Source organism: Streptomyces sp. NPDC055955 (genome assembly GCF_042270245.1).
Lineage (GTDB): Bacteria > Actinomycetota > Actinomycetes > Streptomycetales > Streptomycetaceae > Streptomyces.
Genome location: NZ_JBHJYS010000025.1, coordinates 36693 through 55637, shown reverse-complemented (window position 1 = coordinate 55637; position 18945 = coordinate 36693). Strand labels below are relative to the sequence as shown.

At 69.8% G+C, this 18945-nt stretch carries 14 protein-coding genes; 2 read left to right on the top strand and 12 right to left on the bottom strand.

The genetic code is table 11. The annotated features are described in order from the left end of the window. Positions 1 to 67: 67 nt before the first annotated feature. Both ACFC96_RS37095 and ACFC96_RS37090 read right to left on the bottom strand, forming a co-directional pair. Entirely contained in the window at positions 68 to 1060 is a 993-nt protein-coding gene (locus ACFC96_RS37095) for a Gfo/Idh/MocA family oxidoreductase (RefSeq protein WP_376616688.1), read from the bottom strand. A gap of 41 nt (positions 1061 to 1101) precedes the next feature. Then, positions 1102 to 2199, bottom strand: a complete 1098-nt coding sequence (locus ACFC96_RS37090) for a DegT/DnrJ/EryC1/StrS family aminotransferase (protein ID WP_340458592.1) — start codon at positions 2197 to 2199, stop codon at positions 1102 to 1104. Positions 2200 to 2445: 246 nt separating this feature from the next. Between ACFC96_RS37090 and ACFC96_RS37085 the strand changes: the two genes are divergently transcribed. Then, positions 2446 to 2613 carry a hypothetical protein gene (locus ACFC96_RS37085; RefSeq protein WP_376616545.1) on the top strand — a complete coding sequence of 56 codons (168 nt, stop codon included), beginning with the start codon at positions 2446 to 2448 and terminating at the stop codon, positions 2611 to 2613. A gap of 36 nt (positions 2614 to 2649) precedes the next feature. On the opposite strand, the gene ACFC96_RS37080 is transcribed toward ACFC96_RS37085, so the two are convergent. The 7 genes from ACFC96_RS37080 to ACFC96_RS37050 all read right to left on the bottom strand — a co-directional run bounded on the left by ACFC96_RS37080 (position 2650) and on the right by ACFC96_RS37050 (position 14136). Beyond that, on the bottom strand, positions 2650 to 4542 hold the full coding sequence (locus ACFC96_RS37080; RefSeq protein WP_376616544.1) for an alkyl/aryl-sulfatase: 1893 nt from the start codon (positions 4540 to 4542) through the stop codon (positions 2650 to 2652). 198 nt (positions 4543 to 4740) lie between these two features. Beyond that, positions 4741 to 6507 carry an ABC transporter ATP-binding protein gene (locus ACFC96_RS37075; RefSeq protein ID WP_376616542.1) on the bottom strand — a complete coding sequence of 589 codons (1767 nt, stop codon included), beginning with the start codon at positions 6505 to 6507 and terminating at the stop codon, positions 4741 to 4743. Then, positions 6504 to 8252 carry an ABC transporter transmembrane domain-containing protein gene (locus tag ACFC96_RS37070; protein WP_376616541.1) on the bottom strand — a complete coding sequence of 583 codons (1749 nt, stop codon included), beginning with the start codon at positions 8250 to 8252 and terminating at the stop codon, positions 6504 to 6506. Before ACFC96_RS37070 ends, ACFC96_RS37075 begins: the two co-directional genes overlap by 4 nt. Before the next feature lie 659 nt (positions 8253 to 8911). Further along, positions 8912 to 9973 (bottom strand): zinc-binding dehydrogenase, encoded by a 1062-nt coding sequence (locus ACFC96_RS37065; protein WP_376261890.1) that lies wholly within the window; start codon positions 9971 to 9973, stop codon positions 8912 to 8914. 52 nt (positions 9974 to 10025) lie between these two features. Next, complete coding sequence (locus ACFC96_RS37060; protein ID WP_376616539.1) at positions 10026 to 11471, bottom strand: aldehyde dehydrogenase family protein; 1446 nt, start codon at positions 11469 to 11471, stop codon at positions 10026 to 10028. Positions 11472 to 11530: 59 nt separating this feature from the next. Next, positions 11531 to 12874, bottom strand: coding sequence for an MFS transporter (locus tag ACFC96_RS37055; RefSeq protein ID WP_376616537.1), 1344 nt, complete (start codon positions 12872 to 12874; stop codon positions 11531 to 11533). A 53-nt stretch (positions 12875 to 12927) separates the two neighbouring features. After that, positions 12928 to 14136 carry a CaiB/BaiF CoA transferase family protein gene (locus tag ACFC96_RS37050; RefSeq protein WP_376616535.1) on the bottom strand — a complete coding sequence of 403 codons (1209 nt, stop codon included), beginning with the start codon at positions 14134 to 14136 and terminating at the stop codon, positions 12928 to 12930. Between the two features lie 108 nt (positions 14137 to 14244). Here ACFC96_RS37050 and ACFC96_RS37045 point away from each other — a divergent pair, with 108 nt between their 5' ends. Beyond that, on the top strand, positions 14245 to 14877 hold the full coding sequence (locus ACFC96_RS37045) for a TetR/AcrR family transcriptional regulator (RefSeq protein ID WP_376616533.1): 633 nt from the start codon (positions 14245 to 14247) through the stop codon (positions 14875 to 14877). Between the two features lie 313 nt (positions 14878 to 15190). Here the strand turns inward: ACFC96_RS37045 and ACFC96_RS37040 are convergent, their stop codons facing one another. The 3 genes from ACFC96_RS37040 to ACFC96_RS37030 all read right to left on the bottom strand — a co-directional run bounded on the left by ACFC96_RS37040 (position 15191) and on the right by ACFC96_RS37030 (position 18845). Next, positions 15191 to 17026 carry a glycoside hydrolase family 15 protein gene (locus ACFC96_RS37040; protein ID WP_340457394.1) on the bottom strand — a complete coding sequence of 612 codons (1836 nt, stop codon included), beginning with the start codon at positions 17024 to 17026 and terminating at the stop codon, positions 15191 to 15193. A gap of 319 nt (positions 17027 to 17345) precedes the next feature. After that, positions 17346 to 17909 carry a DoxX family protein gene (locus tag ACFC96_RS37035; RefSeq protein ID WP_376225327.1) on the bottom strand — a complete coding sequence of 188 codons (564 nt, stop codon included), beginning with the start codon at positions 17907 to 17909 and terminating at the stop codon, positions 17346 to 17348. Positions 17910 to 18092: 183 nt separating this feature from the next. After that, positions 18093 to 18845, bottom strand: a complete 753-nt coding sequence (locus ACFC96_RS37030) for a helix-turn-helix transcriptional regulator (RefSeq protein WP_376616532.1) — start codon at positions 18843 to 18845, stop codon at positions 18093 to 18095. Positions 18846 to 18945: the final 100 nt, after the last annotated feature.

Below are 18945 nucleotides of genomic sequence, written 5' to 3'. Positions count from 1 at the left end.
ACCATGCCCCGGCCACGGTCCGGCCGTTCGGCGCGGAGAACGCACGCCAAGGGCCAGGCAGGGGAATTCAGGACCGCTGGACCACCGCCGCCAGGTTCCTGGGATGGTGGTTCTGCAGCGGCAGCGACGCCTTCCGCCGCGCCGAGTCCAGGACCACCTCGGCAACCTCTACCGTCCTCAGTCCCTGGTCGAGGGTCACGATGTCCACGGCCTCGCCCCGGACGGCGTCGCGGAACCGCTCGTGCTCGACGAACAGCGGCTCGCGCTTGGGAATCGCGTACCGGACCATGTCGCCCTCGGCGGCCCCGCGGAAGGTGCTCAGCGCCTCCCACTCCGTGGCGAAGGCACCGTTGGCATGGAAGGTGAGATCCGCGGTGAGGGTGTCCGCGATGAAGCAGCCGCGCTCGCCGGTCACCGCGGTGAAGCGCTCCTTGAGCGGGCTGAGCCAGTTCACGAGATGGCTGACCATGGTGCCGTCGGTGAGCTCACCGACGACCGCGACCATGTCCTCGTGCCGGCGGCCGCTCTTGGACATGGTGCGGGCCGCCACGGAGGCGTAACGGCAACCCGTCACCCAGCTGGTGAGATCGATGTCGTGGGTCGCCAGGTCCTTGACGACGCCCACATCCGCGATGCGCTGCGGGAAGGGCCCCTGCCGTCGCGTGACCACCTGGAACATTTCGCCGAGCTCGCCGGCCTCCAGACGCGAACGCAGGCTCTGCAACGCCGGGTTGAAGCGCTCGATGTGTCCGACGCCGGCGGTCAGGCCGGCGCCGTCGAAGGCATCGACCAGCCGCCGGGCCGCGGCCGCGGAGTGGGCGAGCGGCTTCTCGATCAGTGCACACACCCCGTTCGCGGCCAGAGCGAGGCCGATCTCCTCGTGCAGCACCGTGGGGCAGGCGACCACGGCGTAGTCGAGGCCCAGGGCGAGCAGTTCCGACAAGGTGGCGACGACCGGGGCGCCACGGGCGGCACCCGTGGGGTCTCCCGCCGGGTCCATGACGCCGACGAGTTCGACGCCGTCGAGCGACGACAGCACCCGCTTGTGGTTGCGTCCCATCGCGCCCAGACCGATGAGCCCCGCACGCAGCGTCCGCTTGCTCACCTGACACCTCCGGCGACGCTCACGGCCCGGGCGATGCGCTCGAGGTCGCCCTGCCCGAGGGTGGGGTGGACCGGCAGAGACAGCACCTCCGCGGCAGCGCGGTCGGTCTCGGGCAGCGGAGGCCGCGCCGGATCGCGGAACGGCGCCAGACGGTGGATCGGCGTCGGGTAGTACACCGCGCTGCCGATGCCCTGCCCCGCCAGTTGCTGCTGTACCGCATCCCTGCGGCCGTCGGGGACGGCGACGGTGTACTGGTGGTAGACGTGCCGGGCGCCGTCGGCCACATGCGGCACGGCCAGCCCCTCGATGCGGGAGTCGAGCACCTTGGCGTTGGCCCGCCGCTGCTCGGTCCAGGCAGGCAGCTGCTTCAGCTGCACACGGCCCACGGCCGCCGCGACGTCGGTCAGACGCAGGTTGGCGCCGACGATCTCGTTCTCGTACCGCTGTTCCATGCCCTGATTCCTGAGCAGCCGCAGAGTGCGGGCCAGTTGGCGGTCACCGGTGGTGATCATGCCGCCTTCGAGTGCGTGCATGTTCTTCGTCGGATAGAAACTGAAGCATCCGGCCTGGCCGAACGTTCCGACGGGCCGTCCGTGCAGCGCCGCGCCGTGCGCTTGGCAGGCGTCCTCTACGACGGCGAGGCCGTGGCGGGCGGCGAGGGGCATCAGACGGTCCATGTCGGCCGGATGCCCGTACAGATGCACGGGGATCAGCGCCGCGGTGCGCGGACCGATCACCGCCGACGCGGCGGCCGGATCAAGGCAGTAGGTGTCGGGCGTGATGTCGGCGAAGACCGGTTCGGCGCCCACCAGGCGTACGGCGTTGGCGGTGGCGGCGAAGGAGAAGGAGGGCACCACCACTTCATCGCCCGTTCCGATGCCGAGCGCCATGAGGCTCAGGTGCAGCGCGGAAGTGCCGGAGTTGACGGCGACACAGGCACGTTCGCCGACCAGCTCCGAGAACTCCTCCTCGAACGCGGCCACCTCCGGCCCCTGAATGACATGTCCGCTACGCAGGACGCGTACGGCGGCTTCGACCTCGGCTTCGCCGATCACGGGCCGGGCAGCGGGGATTGACAGATTGGACCCAGACACGAGCAGCCTCCGATAGAGGGCGAGGGAGTCGGCCCGCCTTTGACTTCATTTCGCGCGGGGAGTTTCTGCTGCCGCCATTGATCAACCCGTAAGCACTATGCGTAGCATGAATTGATGGGGCTCGTGGCAAGAACTCTCGCGGCGGATTTCTCAATCCTTACGTGAACATCCCCGTGCGAACCGCAGCGACACTTCGTCCGTCGGGACGAGCCACTAATGGCCTATCCCCACGCCTACGCCCCGGACTTGGCCGATTTCATCGAGCTGCGCATCGGCATCGGACTACGCGAAGGCAAAGCGCTCTCCCTTCGCTGGGCCGACGTCCGCCTCGACCAGAATTTCCCCTCCGTGCGATGGACACTCTCCGCCCTCGACAAACATCCGGTTCGCCACAACCGCGCCGAAATCCTGTAGCGGCCGCGACCGGGGCGCTCACTTCCCACGCGAGGATCACGGCGTCACGATGGGGAAGTTCTGGTCTCCAGGGTCGAGCATGGCGGCAAGGCGGCTGAGGACGGACGCGTCACCCTCCACCTGGACACCAGCCCGCTCCAGCCCTTGCGGGGTGAGGCCCTCGACGGCCAGCGCCGACAGGGCACGGACGGTGGTGGTGAGTGCGGCATCGGCGGGAGTGTTCTGGGACGCTGCGGTGTAGCTGAGGACTCCGTTGTTCAGGCGGAGCCGGTAGCGCTCGTCGACGTCGGTGAGGTGGATCTCGATGCTGAGCTTCTCCTCCCACGCCCTGGGACCGTCGATCTGGATGGCGATGGCGTCAAACAGCATCGTCGGGGTGAGGTGCGCGATGATGTCCGGCGAGGCCGTGACGGTGGGCGTGCCGAATTGGCCCTCGCGCAGTTCCGTGGTGCCGGACAGATAGAAGTTGCGCCAGGTGCCGTTCTCCGCGCCGTAGCCGAGCTGTTCATAGGTGTCCGCGAGCAACTCGCGCGCCGCCGCGTGGTCGGGCTGGGCGAAGACGACATGGTTGAGGACTTCCGCCGCCCATCGGAAGTCGCCCGCCTCGAACGAGCCGCGTGCCTTGTCCACCACCGCGTCGGCTCCGCCCATGAATTCCACGTAACGCTTGCCCGCCTCGAGCGGGGGGTGCTGCCACAGGTGTGCCGGGTTGCCGTCGAACCAGCCCATGTAGCGCTGGTAGATCGCCTTCAGGTTGTGGCTGACCGAGCCGTAGTAGCCGTGGGTGTTCCAGGCGTTCTCCAGTGCGGGCGGCAGTTGCAGGTGCTCGGCGATCTCGATGCCGGTCCAGCCCTTGTTGATCAGGCGCAGGCACTGGTCGTGGAGGTAGCCGTACAGATCGCGCTGGGTCTCCAGAAAGTGGACGACGCGGTCCTGGCCCCAGGTCGGCCAGTGGTGCGAGGCGAAGGCGACGTCCGTGTCGGCGCCGAACAGGTCGATCGTCTCGGTGAGCGCGTGCGACCAGGCGTGCGGATCCCGGACCACGGCGCCGCGCAGGGTGAGCAGGTTGTGCAGAGTGTGGGTGGCGTCCTCGGCCGTGCACAGCGCCCGGAAGTCGGGCAAGTGGATGAGGAGTTCGGCGGGCGCTTCGGTGTCGGGCGCCATCTGGAACACCATCTGGACTCCGTCGACGACCTCCTTCTGCCCTGTCGTGGTGATGATCAGGGTCGGCGGGATGAGGGTGACCGTGCCGGTCGAGGTCGTCTGTCCGAGCCCGGCGCCGACCTGCCCCTGCGGGCCGCGGGCGAGAGCCGCTCCGTACATGTAGGCGGCGCGGCGGCCCATCGCGGTGCCCGCGTACACGTTCTCGGCCACGGCGTGCTCGGTGAAGCCGTCCGGCGCGATCACGGGGACGCGCCCCGCGTCGACGTCCTCCTGTGTGGTGACGCCCTTGACGCCGCCGAAGTGGTCGACGTGCGAGTGGGTGTAGATGACGCCGGTCACCGGGCGCTCTCCGCGGTGCTCGCGGTACAGCGCGAGCGCCGCGGAGGCGGTCTCCGTGGAGATCAGCGGGTCGATGACGAGCACACCGCTGTCGCCCTCGATGAACGTGATGTTCGACAGGTCGAGTCCGCGCACCTGGTAGATGCCTTCGACGACCTCGAACAGGCCCTGTTCCGCCACGAGTTGGGATTGCCGCCACAGGCTCGGGTTCACCGTGTAGGGGGCGTCGCCCTGGAGGAACGCGTACGTGTCGCTGTCCCACACGACGGTGCCGTCGTCACCGGTGACGACGCCGGGAGCACGACGGGCGACCAGCCCGCGCGTGGCGTCCTCGAAGTCCTGGGCGTCGGAGAACGGGAGGCGGCCCCGGAGCTCCGCCTGCTGCTGAACGATGAACGGCTGCGCGGCCTTCGGCACGGGAGTCATATAGACAGGTTCACGCAAAAAATCCCAAACTGTTCGCTGCGACTCGCCCCGACGCGTCGGCCGCACTTGCGGGCTCGGCGGTGGCGCTCGATCGGTCGGGCATTGCCGGCCGCGTTCCGCGGCCGCAGATGATGTCGTCGATGGTGCCGGAGCGGGACACGGGCAACGCCACAGCCACCTGCCACCTGCCACCTCGCCCTAAAGCGGCTGCTCGCCGTGCCATGACCGCCACAGCGCGGCGTAGGCGCCGCCGGAGGTCACGAGGTCGTCGTGGGTGCCGTGTTCGGTGATGCGGCCGCCTTCCATCACGGCGATCCGATCGGCGTCATGGGCGGTGTGCAGGCGGTGCGCGATGGCGATGACGGTGCGTCCTTCGAGTACGGCGGCCAGCGCGCGTTCGGTGTGACGTGCGGTGCGCGGGTCGAGCAGTGCGGTGGCCTCGTCGAGTATCAATGTGTGAGGATCCGCCAACACCACGCGCGCCAGGGCGAGTTGCTGTGCCTGCGAGCCGTCGAGCCGATGTCCCGCGGCGCCCAGCCTGGTGTCCAGGCCGTCCGGCAGCTCATCGGCCCACTCGGCACCTACGGCCGCCAGCGCGGCGTGGAGTTCGGTGTCGGTGGCGGTGTGCGCCGCGATCAGCAGATTGTCCCGGACCGTACCGAGGAAGATGTGGTGTTCCTGGGTGATCAGGACGACCTGCCGGCGCAACACGTCGGGGCCCAGGTCGCGGATCGGGGCCCCGCCGACCGTCACCGTTCCGCTGCGGGGCGCGTCGATGCCCGCGAGCAGCCTGCTCAGGGTGGACTTGCCCGCGCCGGAAGGGCCGACGATGGCCAGCCGTTCGCCCGCGTTCACGGTCATGTCGATGCCGTGCAGCACATCGCCACCACCGTCGTAGGCGTACCGCACGCCGGTCACCTCGATACGGTCATCAGCGGGCGCGCCGGAGGTACCGGCAGGAGCTTGGGGGACCTGCCCCAGCCCTTCGACCCGGGCGAAGGCGGCGCTGCTGCTCTGCAGCTGTTCCAGTCGCTGCAGGATCGTGTCCATCGGGGCAGACAGTTGCCGCAGGTACACCGCGGAGGCGACCACCGCGCCCAGGCTCATGGCGCCGTGGTCGTGCAGCACACCGCCGACCAGCAGCACACCGACCACCGGAACCACGTAGGAGACGTCCACGGACGGGAGGAGCACGCTGCGCAGGGACAGAGTGCGCATCCGGGTGCGCCGGCAGCTGTCGATCGCTGCCTGGCATGCGGTGATGCGTCGCTGCTGCAGTCCGAAGGCCTCGATGGTGCGCGCGCCGGAGGCCGTGGTCGCCACGAGCTCCGCGAGCACCGAATTGGCGGCTCCCTCGGCGAGATAGGCGGCGCGCGCCCGGCGCAGGTACCAGCGGGCGGCGAAGTGGATGCCGCCCAGACCCGTCACCGCGCAGGCCCCGAGCAGCGGGTCCAGGGCGAAGACCGCGCCGAGGATGAACAGCGCCTGCACCGCGGCGATGAGCACGTCCGGCCCGATGTCGCGCAGGGTGACGGCGACGGACGCGACGTCGGTACTGCTGCGGGTGGTCACATCACCCGTTCCGGCCCGCTCCACGACGGATGCCGGCAGCGCGAGCACGCGGTCGACGAACCGCTCACGCACCCGCGCCGAAGTCCGCTCGCCGAAACGGTCCCCCACCAGCCGGGCGTAGCGCGTGAGCACCAACTGGGCGCCCGCACATACGACGATGGCGAGCGTGAACCGGTCCACGGCCGTCGCACCACCGCCCGCCTTGACCGCGTCGATGATCCGGCCCAGCAGCCACGGGCCCACGAGACCGGCGCCTACTGCCAGCGCGTTGAGGGCGATCAAGCCGGCGAAGGCGCGTGCGTCGCGGGAGATCAACTCAAGCGCCGCACGGCGTAGCTGGGACGGCTCGGCGATGGGCAACTGCCCGGCCGCCTGCCGCGAGGAGGCGGTCATCGGACGGCCTGCCGGGCCGGTTCTCCAGGACCGTCCGGGTCCGTCTCGCCCTCCGCGCGCGCGACCAGCTTGCGGTAGCCGGGTTGATCTTGAAGGAGTTCCTGGTGGCTTCCGGCGGCGGCCGCCTCGCCGTCCACGAGGTAGTACACGATGTCCGCCTGGTCCAGCAGGAGCGGTGAGGTGGTGGTGACGACGGTGGTACGACCCTCGCGCGCGGCACGCAGCCGGGCCGCGACGGCCGCTTCCGTGTGCGCGTCCAGCGCCGAGGTGGGCTCGGTCGCCAGCAGTACCTCGGGCTCGGCCAGCAGCGCCCGCACCAAGCGGATGCGCTGCCGCTGGCCCCCGGAGAGGTTGCGGCCCTGCGCGTCGACGGCCGAGTCGAGCCCGTCGGGCAGGCCGGACGTGATGTCGTCCGCCATGGCCGCGTGGAAGGCCCGCCTGAGGGCCTCGTCGCTGCGTTCCTGACGCCCCGTGACCGATTCGCGCAGGGTGCCGGCGAACAGTTCGGCCTCGCTGTCCGCGACCAGGATGCGGTCGCGGACCTGCTCGAGTGCGATGTCGTCGAGCCGTATCGCGCCCCAGGTCGCCGCGGTGTCCGTGAACCGGCCGAGGCGGTCGATCACGGCCGCCGCCTGCGACGGCCGGGCACTCACCAGCGCGGTCAGCTTCCCGGGCGCCACCTCGACGCCGGAGGCCGGATCCCGCAGTACGGATGGTGGCCCGGGTGCGTCCGAGCCCGCCGTGCGGTCGGACGCATCGGGCTCCAGGTCGAGGAAGCGCAGCAGGCGCCGCGCGGCGACCAGTCCGCGGCTGAGATCGGATCCACCCTCGATGAAGAACGACACCGGCACCACGAGAACCGCGACATATCCGTAGACGGCCACCAACTCCCCCACCGTGATGGCACCTTGAACGGCCATCCGGGCAGCGAGCCAGGTGACCACCGCGAGGAACAGCATCGGCAGTCCGACGCCGAGGGCACCGATCCAGCTGGTCACTGCCGCGACCCTGTACCCCTGCGCCTGCAGCGCTTGTGAATCGCGGCGGTAGTGCTCGGCGTACACCTCCTTGCCGCCAAGACCACCCAGGACGCGCAGCCCTCCGACGATGTCCCCGAACCGGGCCGCCAGTCCACCCTGCTGCTCCCGGTATGCCGTCTGCACCCCCTGCAACCTGCCCAGCAACGGCCCGACCAACAGCGCGAACAGAGGCACACCCAGCAGCACGACCACGGCCAGCAGCCAGGAGACGGAGAGCAGGAACAGGGCCACGACGGCGTACGCGACCACGGCACCCACCCCGGGACCGGTGATGGTCAGCGTGTTCGCCATCGCCGCGGCGTCACCGAATCCGATCGTGACCACCTCTCCGGCCTCCACCCGTCGCGACAGTGTGGCCCCCAGCCGCGTCGTGTGCGCCACCACGATGTGCACCGTACGAAGAGCGGCATCCAACCGGACCCGGGTCATCGTGCGATGCCGCATGATGGCCAGCCAGGCATTGACCATCCCCGCCCCGAACAGCACGGCGCACCAACCCGCCAGCTCACCCCCATGTCCCGGTTCCAGCCCGTCGTCGACCGCGCGGGACAGCACAAAGGGAGGCAACGTCAGACCGACCATCCAGGCACTGCCCCATGCCGCCCCGGCCGCGCACCGGCCGCGCTGACAGACGATCAGCCACCACAGATACCGGCCAGGGCCACGCCGATCCGGGATGCCCGGGCCAATGGATGCATCGGTCATCCACTGCACCCTACGGGGCATCCACGACCCTCTCCAGGGTGCCGGTCGCTCCAACTAGCAGATTCACGAGAGGAGTTGTTGAGCTTGAGAGGGCGGGCGGCGGGGGGCGCCGATGTGCGGGAGCCGCAGTGCCTCGGTCCAGCGGTCAACACAGGAGACGTCCGAGAACGAGCAATGTGCACGCGGCCCGCGCGACTGTGCGGCAGCGGATCAAGGGGTGTTGGCGCCTGCGGCGGTGGTTACCGGCGTGGTGTGGTGCAGCGGGAAGCGGCCACCTGGAGCGTCCATGGCATGGCCGACCACGTCCTGTGTCCGTGCCGGCTGATCGGGACGAAGTCGAGTGAGGCCGCCGGTTGGGGAGCAGAACAGCCATTGGTCACGCATGCAGGACTGCTACCCGGCGAATCGCCGCTGTTCCGGGGCATTTGCCTGCCGGGCTCGCGGACCTCGTCGGTGATCGTCGCGTACCCCGCCTGGCGCATGTCCAGCGGACGTCGCGCCGGCTGATTGCCGCGTTCTCGCCGTCGGCGCCGTCCTTGCAGCAGGTCCGCTCATCCCGCGAGGCCCAGGTGGGCCGGCCCCGGTCCTGCGGGACCGGCAAGGCCCCCATTCCTCTGACGGTGATCGGATCCGGGGCCTCGCCTCTGGTTTCCCTCGGGTCACATGATGGTGAGCGACCGGCCGAGGATGCGGCCCTGGGCGAGGTCGTCGGCTGCGCGGGCGATGTCGTCGAGCGGGTAGCGGTCGGTCACGAAGGTGTTGAGGTCGAACTTGCCGGTGTGGTGCCAGTCGAGGAACGTGGCGATGTCGTCCTGGCGGCAGCCGCCTGCAGTGGTGCCGATGAGGGACTTCTGGCCGGTGAGCATGTTGCCGTTGATCTGCCGGTGGATGTCGAGCTCGAGGGGCTTCTTGGGCAGGCCCACGATGACGGCCGCGCCGCCCGTCTCCACGCCGAGGCGGCCGGGGCGGGCCGCGTTGAGGGCCTGGGCGACCGTCTCGGGCAGGGCGACGCAGTCCACGGCCACGTCGACGCCGCCGCCGGTGATGTCGATGATCGTCTGCACCGGGTCGCCCTGGCTCGCGTCGACCGTGTGCGTGGCTCCGAACTTCCGCGCAAACTCGAGCTTCTCGGCCCCGAGGTCGACGGCTATGACGTGTTCGGCGCCGCGGATGGAGGCGGCGGCGACGGACGACAGGCCCACGCCGCCGACGCCGAACACGGCGACGCTGCCGCCGGCGGCGACCGGGGCCACATTGGTGACGGCACCGGCACCGGTCAGCACGGCGCAGCCGACGACGGAGACGACGTCCTGGTGGCTCTTCTCGTCGAGCGGTACGACGTACAGCTCGTCCACGAGGGCGTGTTCGGCCCAGGTGTAGACGTTGGGGGAATGGGCGGTGCCCAGGCCCGGGATGTCGAGCGAGGCGCGGGTCGGGGCACGGTCGGCGGCCCGCGGCAGCCACGTGACCATGACGGTCGCACCCTCCGCGACGTGGGTGACGGCGCTGCCGGTGGCCAGGACGGTCCCGTAGCCCTCGTGTCCGAAGAGCATGGGGTCGGGGTGGGGGGCGTGCATCCAGAACAGCTGGCTCTGGCAGACGCCGCTGGCGTGGACCTTGACGAGGACGTCGTGTGGGCCGGGGCCGGGCAGCGTGACGTCACGCAGTTCGAGCGGCTGTCCGGGCTTGTCCTGGACGACGACGCGGGTGGGCGTGGACATGGTGGTTCTCCTGTTCAGGGGTACGTACGAAGTTCTGGACCGGCGGGCCGGGTCAGATGCCGGGCCAGGGGCTGGGCAGCGGGGCGTCGGCGACGCGCAGCGTGACGCGCTTGGTGCGGGTGCAGCCCGCGACGGCGTCCTCGCCGTAGGCGCCGCCGAGGCCGCTGTCCTTGAAGCCGCCGAACGGCAGGCCGGAGTCCATGACCAGTGGGGTGTTGCCGTGCACGACGCCCGCGTCGATCGCCCCGGTCATGCGGATCATGCGGCCCATGTCGCGGGTCCACACGTAGCTGCTCAGGCCCAGCTCACCGACGTTGGCCAGCTCGACCGCCTCGGCCTCGGTGGTGAAGGTCTGCACGGTCAGGACCGGGCCGAAGACCTCCTCGCGGGCGATCCGCATGCCCGATTCCACCCCGTCCAAGAGAGTGGGCTGCACGTAGTAGCCGGAGCCGTCCGGGTCGTGGGCACCACCGCCGGTGAGCGCGCATGCACCGTCGGCCTGCGCCTCCTCCAGCATGCCGAGGACCTTCTCGTACTGGCCGCGGGAGACCAGCGGACCGACCATGGTGCCCTTGGCGGTGGGGTCGCCGACGGTGACCCGGCTCATCCGCTCGCGGACCTCCTCGACGAACTTCTCGGCGATGTCGACGTGGACGATGAGGCGGCTGGAGGCGGCGCAGATCTGGCCGGCGTTGACGAGGATGCCGAGGACGGCGGCACGGGCGGCCGAGTCCAGGTCGGCGTCGTCGAACACGACGATCGGCGACTTGCCGCCCATCTCGAGGGTGAGCTTCTTGAACGTGTCGGCGGCGGCGTGCGCGATGGCCCGGCCGGTGGGCACCGATCCCGTGAAGGAGACGCCCGCGACGCCGGGGTGGGAGCTGAGGGCCGCGCCGGTGGCGCCGTCGCCGGTGACGACCTGGACGACGCCCGCCGGGACACCCGCCTCCCCGGCCAGTTCGGCCAGGCGCACGGCCGAGAGCGGGGACAATTCGGACGGCTTGACGATGACCGAGTTGCCGCAGGCCAGCGCCGGGGTGACACGCGCCATGAAGGCGTGGGCGGGGGCGTTCCACGGCAGGATCACCACGTAGACGCCGAGAGGTTCCAGAATGCTGTAGGAGAGGCGGCCGGGGATGTCGGCGAGCTGCTGGCCGAAGAGCTTGTCGGCGCGGCCTGCCCAGTAACGGGCGTGCCGGGCACCGCGGTTGGACTCCATCAGAGCGTCGGGGAGGTTTTTGCCGGTGCACTGCACGTCCAGCGCGGCGATCTCCTGGTGGTGAGCCTCGACCAGCTCGCCCCACTTCCACAGCAGCGTACTGCGGGCCTCGCCCGGCAGAGCGGCCCACTGGCGCTGGGCGGCGGCGGACGTCTCGACAGCCTTGTCGCACTCCTGGGGGTTGTTGTTGACCACCTCACCGATGACCTTCTCGGTGGCCGGGTTCACGATCTCGATCACGGTGGACTCACCGCGGGACGCGGACTGCTGGCTGGGCATCAGGAAAGCCTTTCGTACTGCTTCCGGCGACAGTGCCGGTCGCATGAGGGGGTGAGTGGTCAGGCGGGCAGGGGCTGGGCGTCCAGCACGGCCGGTGTGCGCGCCTTGTCCCGCTCCGGGTTGACGGTCAGCACGGCAACGAGTCCACACACCACGGTCAGGACGCCGCCGAGCGTGAGCGCGAGCTTGTAGCCGGAGCTGTCGTTCGCGGCGGCGTCTATGAGGGCGCCGGTGACGGCCGGGGCGATCAGTCCGGGCAGTGTCTGGACGGCGACCAGAAGGCCGAGCGCGGCCCCACGCCGGTTCACGGGGGTGACCTCCGCCGCGGTCTCGTACGAGAGCCCGAAGGTGCCGACGCCGACACCGAACGCGACTACTGTCAGGATGAGTTGGCCGGAGAGCGTGTCGACGAACGGCAGGAACGCAAGGGCAACGCCGGACGCCACGACGAGCAGCCCCTGCGGGATGCCGCGCGAGCGCCGCGAGGTGACGCCGCGCCGGAACAGCCGGGCCGTCCACGGACTGACCGTCAGCGGGACCACGACGGTAGCCACCGCGTACAGAGCGACCGCCTGAGCGGCCTGCCCCGCCGTGTAGCCCTGCTGGGAGCGCAGATAGGAGGGCAGGAATGCGGAACCCAGGGCGACGGTCCAGTATGCGCCGAAGCCTCCGATCGCACCGCCCCACCAGGTACGACTGGTGGAAAGCCGGCGGTACGACGACGCTTCGCGTGCACCGCCGGGTCCCGTCGGAGCGACGGGTTCCGCCCCGCCGCCGGCTTGCGCGCCATAGGGGCCCTCGCGGCCGATCAGAAGCCAGAGAAGCGCCCAGACCGCGCCGGCGGTGGCCAGAGCCCAGAACGCCGAGCGCCAGCCGTACCTACCGATGAGGTGGGTGAGCACAGGTGCAGCGACGAACACGCCCATGCCCGAGCCGATCACGTACAGCGCGCTGGGCAGGGCGCGCCGCTCGGGCGGGAACCACTTGTACAGCGCGTGCACGGCGACGCCGGCCGTCGGGCCCTCGCCCGCGCCCAGCACGATGCGCGAGGCGAACAGGGTGCCGACCGATGTCGCCAGCAGCAGGGGCAGTTGGGCCAGTGACCACACCACTGCCAGGGCGAGCAGCACCCATCGGGTGTCGACCCGGTTGGCAATGAAGCCGACGCCTGCGGCAGAGATGCTGAAAAGGACGAAGAAGCTGCTGGCCACCAGGCCGTACAGGCTGTGGCTCAGGCCCAGTTCGCCGGAGATCGGTTCGGCCGCGAGACCGAGCACGATCTTGTCGCCGAAGTTGATCATGGCCAACATGAAGATCATGAGCGCCATCAGCCACGCCCGCCGTGAACGCGGCACTGCGGCACGGGCGTCCGGCTCGGGCAGCGCCTCTTGTCGTTGAGTCATGGTCGTCACGCCTGTCTGCGTCGATCGGAAAGAGGTGAGGCCGGGGCAAGGCGTCAGATGACGCCTTCGGTGCGGAGCTCCGCCAGGGCGGGTGCGTCGAGACCGAGCAGCTGCGTGAGCACGTCGTCGGTGTGTTCGCCGAGCGCGGCGCCGAGGCTGCGGATACTGCCCGGTGTGGCGCTCAGGTGCGGCAGCGGCGCGGCCATCAGCAGGTCGCCGTGGTGCTCGTCGTGGACCTCGGCGAGGGTCCCGCGCTCGCGGTAGTGGCGGTCGGCGGCGATGTCGGCGACATTCATCAGGGGCGCGGACGGCACGCCCGCGTCATTGAGCAGCGTCACGACGGCGTCGGCCTCCAGGGTGGCGACCCAGGCGGCGACGATCTCGTAGAGCTCCTCCTGGTACTCGAGCCGCTGCCGCCGCTCGGCGAACCGTTCGTCCTCCGCCAGCTCGGGGCGGCCCATCGCGTGGACGAGGCGGCGGAAGAGCGGGTCGGTGCCGGCGTGCAGGGACACACGCCGTCCGTCGGCGGTGTCGAAGTCGCTGGCGGGTGCGATGTTGGGGTTGCGGTTGCCGAGCCGCTCGCGGATCTCGCCGGTCCCGCTGTAGGAGATGAGCGCGTTCTCGCAGGCACGGAACCCTGCCTCGTACAGGGCGAGGTCGATGATCTGGCCCTCGCCGCCGCGCAGGTCGCGGTGGTACAGGGCTGTCATCGTCGCGAACGCGGCCATGTAGGCGGCCATGTAGTCGATGACGGAGTAGCCCGCGCGCACCGGTGGGCGGTCGGGGTCACCGCTCACGTACGTGAGCCCCGAGAATGCGCTGGCGATCCGGTCGAAGGCGCCCCGGTCGCGGAACGGGCCGGTCAGTCCGTACCCGGTCAGGAAGACGAGGACGGCACGCGGGTTGAGGGCGCGCAGCGCATCGGGTCCCAGGCCCCACTTCTCCAGCGTGGGCGGACGGTAGTTGGTGACCACGACGTCGAAGTGCGGGACGAGGTCGCGCAGGAGCGCCTGGCCGCGCTCGGTGCGAAGGTCGATGGTGACCGACTTCTTGTTGCGCCCTTCCTGCACCCACTGCAGCGAGCGCTTGCCGGGGGCGTCCTGTCCGGCGCCGCCCCGGGTGAAGTCGCCGCGGCCCGGCTCTTCGACCTTGACCACGTCGGCACCGAAGTCGCCCAGGAAGGTAGCGGTGACCGGGGCGGCCAGTACGGTCGAGACGTCGAGTACGCGTATTCCAGCCAGGGGTGGCTGTGTGTCGGTCATGCATCCACCTAATCAACGGTTCGTTAACAACGGAACGTTAAGATGGGACGGTACGTCGCCACCGAGCACCCGACAACGGGTTACTGATGAGTAGTTTTTGGGAGTGTCATGCCGGACCAACCAGCCGCAGCACCCGCCAAGCGCCGCCGGCGCACCCGCCAGGAGACCGAGGCCGACCTGCTGGACGCCGCGCTGCGCATGCTCGAACGCGACGGCGCGCTGGCCGGCATCACCCTGCGCGAGGTCGCCAAGGAAGCCGGAGTCAACCACGGCCAGATCTACCAGTACTTCGGAGACCGCCAGACCCTGCTGCGGGCCGCCATCACCCGGCTCATCGACACCAAGGTCCTCGGCGCGCAGAGCCACTGGGACAAACCGTTCACCGAACGCCGCCGCGCCATGCTCCAGTACGCCCTCGAGCAACCTCAGCTCATGCGCCTGGAGGCCCTGCTGGCCCTCGACGGCGACCCGGAACTCTCCCTGTTCCCGGAACTGAACCGCACGCAGAAGTCCCTGGAGCGGGACCGACGCGAGGGCGAACTCCCCGAGGACGCAGACGGGTTGGTCATGCACGCCATGACCGCGGCGACCTACCTCGGCTACTGCATCTTCCGCGAGACAATCGCCCGCGACCTCGGCCTGGAGGCGGAAGAACTCGACGAGCGGGCCTCCGCGGTCTACGACCTCATGCTCGACGGCCTCACGGCCGACCACCGAGGGCACAAGCGCCCCACCGCATGAAAAGGGGCTGCCGACGGCGTGCCGCGTGCGGCCACGAGAGTGCGTCGACTGAGGCCCGCCCTCGCGAAGCAGTACGTCTTCCACGAACAGCGGGCGCGGGCGGGGTGCGACCTCTCTCCACTGTGGCCGGGTCGGCGCGGACTGGGTGGTACGGAGCCGGGCTTCGGTCTGACCGTCGAAACGAGCGAGGCCGCCGACGAGCGCACCTTCGGCGAAGTCGACATCGCGGTGGGGCGACGTGAGACCGAGGGCCTGGCGGGCGGGGGCACCACATTGACACTCCGGCCGCCGCCGTCCCGACGCTGATGCCGCGTCAGCCCAGCGCGCGATCGAGATTGAAGGCCGCGCTGATCAGCGAGAGGTGCGTGAAGGCCTGAGGGAAGTTGCCCTGCTGCTCTCCGGTCGGGCCGATCTCCTCCGCGAACAGACCGAGATGGTTGGCATAGGTGAGCATCTTCTCGAAGGCGAGCCTGGCCTCCTCCAGCCGGCCCGCGCGGGCCAGCGCCTCCACGTACCAGAAGGAGCAGATCGAGAAGGTCCCCTCGGGGCCGTGCAGGCCGTCCGGGCTGGTGGCCGGGTCGTAGCGGTACACCAGCGAGTCGGAGACCAGATCCGTGGTCAGGGCGTCCAGAGTGGAGAGCCACTTGGGGTCCGTGGGCGCGATGAACTTGGCCATCGGCATCATCAGCAGCGAGGCGTCCAGCACATGGCCGTCCAGCCCCTGGACGAACGCCCCTCGCTCGGCCGACCAGCCGCGCCGCATGATCTGCCGGTAGATCGCATCCCGGGACTTCCGCCAGCGGGTCAGGTCCGCCGGCAGACCGCGCCGGTTCGCCATGCGTATCGCACGCTCCAACGCCACCCAGCACATCAGCCGCGAGTACACGAAGTTCCGCCGCCCCGCCCTGGTCTCCCACACCCCCTCGTCGGGCTGGTCCCAGTGCTCGCACAACCAGTCCACCACGGCACCGACCTCGTCCCAGTGGTCGCTGCTGATCGGCTGCCCCCACTTGTCATAGAGGTAGATCGAGTCGATCAGCGCACCGTAGATGTCCAGCTGGAGCTGGCCGGTGGCTGCGTTGCCCACCCGGACCGGCGCCGAGCCGAGGTATCCCTCCAGGTGCGGAAGCTCGTATTCGGGCAGCTCGGTGCGCCCGTCGATGCCGTACATGATCTGCAACGGGCCGCCCTCCCCCGTGCCCCGCAGGATGCCCCGCTCGGAGATGAACCCCATGAACGCCTCGGCCTCCGAGGTGAACCCCAAGCGCAGCATCGCGTAGACACAGAAGGCGGCGTCACGGACCCAAACATAGCGGTAGTCCCAGTTGCGCTCGCCACCGATCTGCTCGGGCAGGCTGGTGGTCGGAGCGGCGACGATCGCTCCGGTCGGCGCGTAGGTGAGCAGCTTCAGCACCAGCGCCGAGCGGTTCACCGTTTCCCGCCACCGCCCGTGGTAGCGCGAACGGGACAGCCAGCTGCGCCAGAACCGGACCGTCGCCTCGGCCTGCTCCTGCGCCTCGGCGCGCGGGCACGACCGGGTCGGGACGTCGTCACCGATGTGGTCGAGGGCGAACACGTTGGACTCGCCCTCAAGAAGCTTGAAGTGCGACCACACATCCAGGCCGTCGGTTTCCAGGGGTGCGGTAGCAGTCAGCGCGAGCGTCAGGGACGGGGAGCGGAACACCGCCGTGTGCCCTTCGACGTGAGTGGTGTGCGCTTCGGTGCCGTAACCGAAGCGGGGGGCGATCCGCGCCTTGAACGGGAGCGTTCCGCGCACGCAGACCACCCGCCGGATGAGCCGGTGCCGGGCCGCCTCGCGCGACTCGTCGACCACGGGCATGAAGTCCTGGATCTCCGCCACCCCGTCCGCGGCGAAGAACCGCGTGATCAGCACGTTCGTGTCGGGGAAGTAGAACTGCCTGGTGCGGGTCGGAACCTCGGCGGCCAGCTCGAAGGACCCGCCCCGGTCGGCGTCGAGGATGGACGCGAAGACGCTGGGCGCGTCGAAGCGTGGACAGCAGTACCAGTCGATGGTGCCGTTCGTGCCGACCAGGGCAGTCGTACGAAGATCGCCGATCAGGCCGTGCTGGGAGATCGGGATGTACTGGCTGCCGTCCGCCTGCTCGAAACCAGTCGCGTCGAACGCCATACCGGCCTCCCTGTTGCTGCGGCTCAAGCCTGGGGATAAAACCGTACTTTTCATGCTAGACCGCTAGTGGGGTGGGGGTCTGACGGAGCCCGCGCGGAGCCGTGCGGACAGGACTCGGCGGGCGGTTCGGAGGCTCGCCTGTGCGCCTCAGGGGTGCGGCTGCCTTCGCAGAGCGGTCGGACCCCCGTACGTCGACGACCGGTATTGCAGGGCTGCTCCCCTTCGCGAACGTCGGGCATACGCCCCTTGCCCAGCGGTCATCGAGGCCCTGCCGGGACGCCGTTGTGCCGGCGGGGCTTCGCAGGGCGCCGCTTCGGTTCTACAAACTCAGGGTGATCGCGGCGGCGATGCCGCCCAGGCCGAGGGCGAAAGCGGCCTCTTTCCAGCCGCCGTTGCCCCAGGGGAAGGGCCGGTCGGCGGCCAGCCTGCCCGGCCCGATGGCGGCGACGGCCAGTGCGACGACGGAGATGCAGACGCTGTATTCCACGCCTCCGTTCGCTGCCCACAGGCCGTGGGCGCCGGTGACGTTGACCATGGCGTTGATCATGACGCCGATCAGGGCGGCGGCCGCCAGCGGTGTCAGCAGGCCGAGGGCCAGACCGAGGCCACCGAGCAGCTCGGACAGGCCTCCGATCACGGCAAAGAGCTTTCCCGGGTGGTAGCCCAGGGCCGCGAACCCCTTGCCCGTCTCCGTCAGGCCCTGGCCTCCGAAGAGTCCGAAGACTTTCTGGGCCCCGTGTCCGGCCATCAGCAGGCCGAAGGTCAGCCTGATGAGCAGCAGACCGAAGTCGGCGGCGGTCACCGTGGGCGCTGCGGTGGAAGCGGGCTGCGCCGCTTGTGCCGTGGAAGAGTCAGAAGGTTTCAGAACGTGTTTGGGCAACATGGCAATGCTCCGATTGGAACGCCGGAACGGGCGTTTCCCCCAGCTCGACGGCACGTCGAGCACCGATGCCGGGTGTGCCCCGCATGAGATCGTGGGCGATTCCCTGCCCATTCGGTCCCTTTCTCTGCGGGCAGAGCTGTGCATCGGGTCGGTGGCCCGCGGGGGCGGGCGGCCGGTGCCGTGTCAGCGATTCGGGGACATTTGCTCATCACGATCGGTGTCGTTCGGACACAGCCGTACGCAGCATTCGCCGGGCTCGGGGGTCAGGACGGCCTTGACTCCGTTGACCTCAAGGCCGGTGAGGCAGCCGCTGAGGAAGGCTTGGTTCATGCCGCACACCAGGTCGGGGGCCTTCGCGGCCAGTGGGTGGAACGGGCAGTTGCGCAGCCGGAGCCGGGTGGGGGCTTCCCGGACGGGTTCGTAGCCGTACGCCTCCAGCAGCCCCTCGCAGACGGTCAGCCCGCGCTCGGGACCCAGGCGTCCTGGGCGTGTCTCCTGCCGTGCGGCTGCGCCCAGCTGCCGGCCGCGCTGCTCCGCGGTCCGCATGGCCGCCTGGGCGGCGTTCTCGTCGGCCTTCTCCGTCAGAACGGCGTCCAGGAGGAGGTCCGCCAGTAGTTCGGGGCGTCGCTCGGGGATGCTCACGGTGATCTGCGCGTCGGTGGGCTCGTACACCTTCGGCCGCCTGCCGACCTTGCGGATCCCGCTGGGCGTCTCGTAGTGGGCGCGCAGCAGGCCGGCGTCGACGAGCTTGTCGAGGTGGAAGGCGGCGAGCTTGCGGGAGATGCCGACGCTCGCCGCGGCCTCGTCGCGGGTGACGGCGTGGCCGGCACGTCGGATGAAAGTGAACATGCGCCGCCGTGAGTCCTCGTTCAGGACACTGACGGAGTCGATGGCACCGCCGGTCGCGTCGGCCGACGCTATCTGATCGGTAGCCACAAGACCACGATAACCCCCATTCGCGTAGGTTCAAGTGTTCTTTTTGTCCTAATGTGCTGCGTATCTTGATGAGTTCCCTCAATAGGCCCAAGAGTTATTG

What these genes read in the sequence shown, in the direction of transcription:
- ACFC96_RS37095 (WP_376616688.1), bottom strand. Translation starts at nt 1,060, where the DNA reads ATGGGACGCAACCACAAGCGGGTGCTGTCGTCGCTCGACGGCGTCGAA.
- ACFC96_RS37080 (WP_376616544.1), bottom strand. Translation starts at nt 4,542, where the DNA reads ATGACTCCCGTGCCGAAGGCCGCGCAGCCGTTCATCGTTCAGCAGCAG.
- ACFC96_RS37075 (WP_376616542.1), bottom strand. Translation starts at nt 6,507, where the DNA reads ATGACCGCCTCCTCGCGGCAGGCGGCCGGGCAGTTGCCCATCGCCGAG.
- ACFC96_RS37070 (WP_376616541.1), bottom strand. Translation starts at nt 8,252, where the DNA reads ATGACCGATGCATCCATTGGCCCGGGCATCCCGGATCGGCGTGGCCCT.
- ACFC96_RS37065 (WP_376261890.1), bottom strand. Translation starts at nt 9,973, where the DNA reads ATGTCCACGCCCACCCGCGTCGTCGTCCAGGACAAGCCCGGACAGCCG.
- ACFC96_RS37060 (WP_376616539.1), bottom strand. Translation starts at nt 11,471, where the DNA reads ATGCCCAGCCAGCAGTCCGCGTCCCGCGGTGAGTCCACCGTGATCGAG.
- ACFC96_RS37055 (WP_376616537.1), bottom strand. Translation starts at nt 12,874, where the DNA reads ATGACTCAACGACAAGAGGCGCTGCCCGAGCCGGACGCCCGTGCCGCA.
- ACFC96_RS37050 (WP_376616535.1), bottom strand. Translation starts at nt 14,136, where the DNA reads ATGACCGACACACAGCCACCCCTGGCTGGAATACGCGTACTCGACGTC.
- ACFC96_RS37045 (WP_376616533.1), top strand. Translation starts at nt 14,245, where the DNA reads ATGCCGGACCAACCAGCCGCAGCACCCGCCAAGCGCCGCCGGCGCACC.
- ACFC96_RS37040 (WP_340457394.1), bottom strand. Translation starts at nt 17,026, where the DNA reads ATGGCGTTCGACGCGACTGGTTTCGAGCAGGCGGACGGCAGCCAGTAC.
- ACFC96_RS37035 (WP_376225327.1), bottom strand. Translation starts at nt 17,909, where the DNA reads ATGTTGCCCAAACACGTTCTGAAACCTTCTGACTCTTCCACGGCACAA.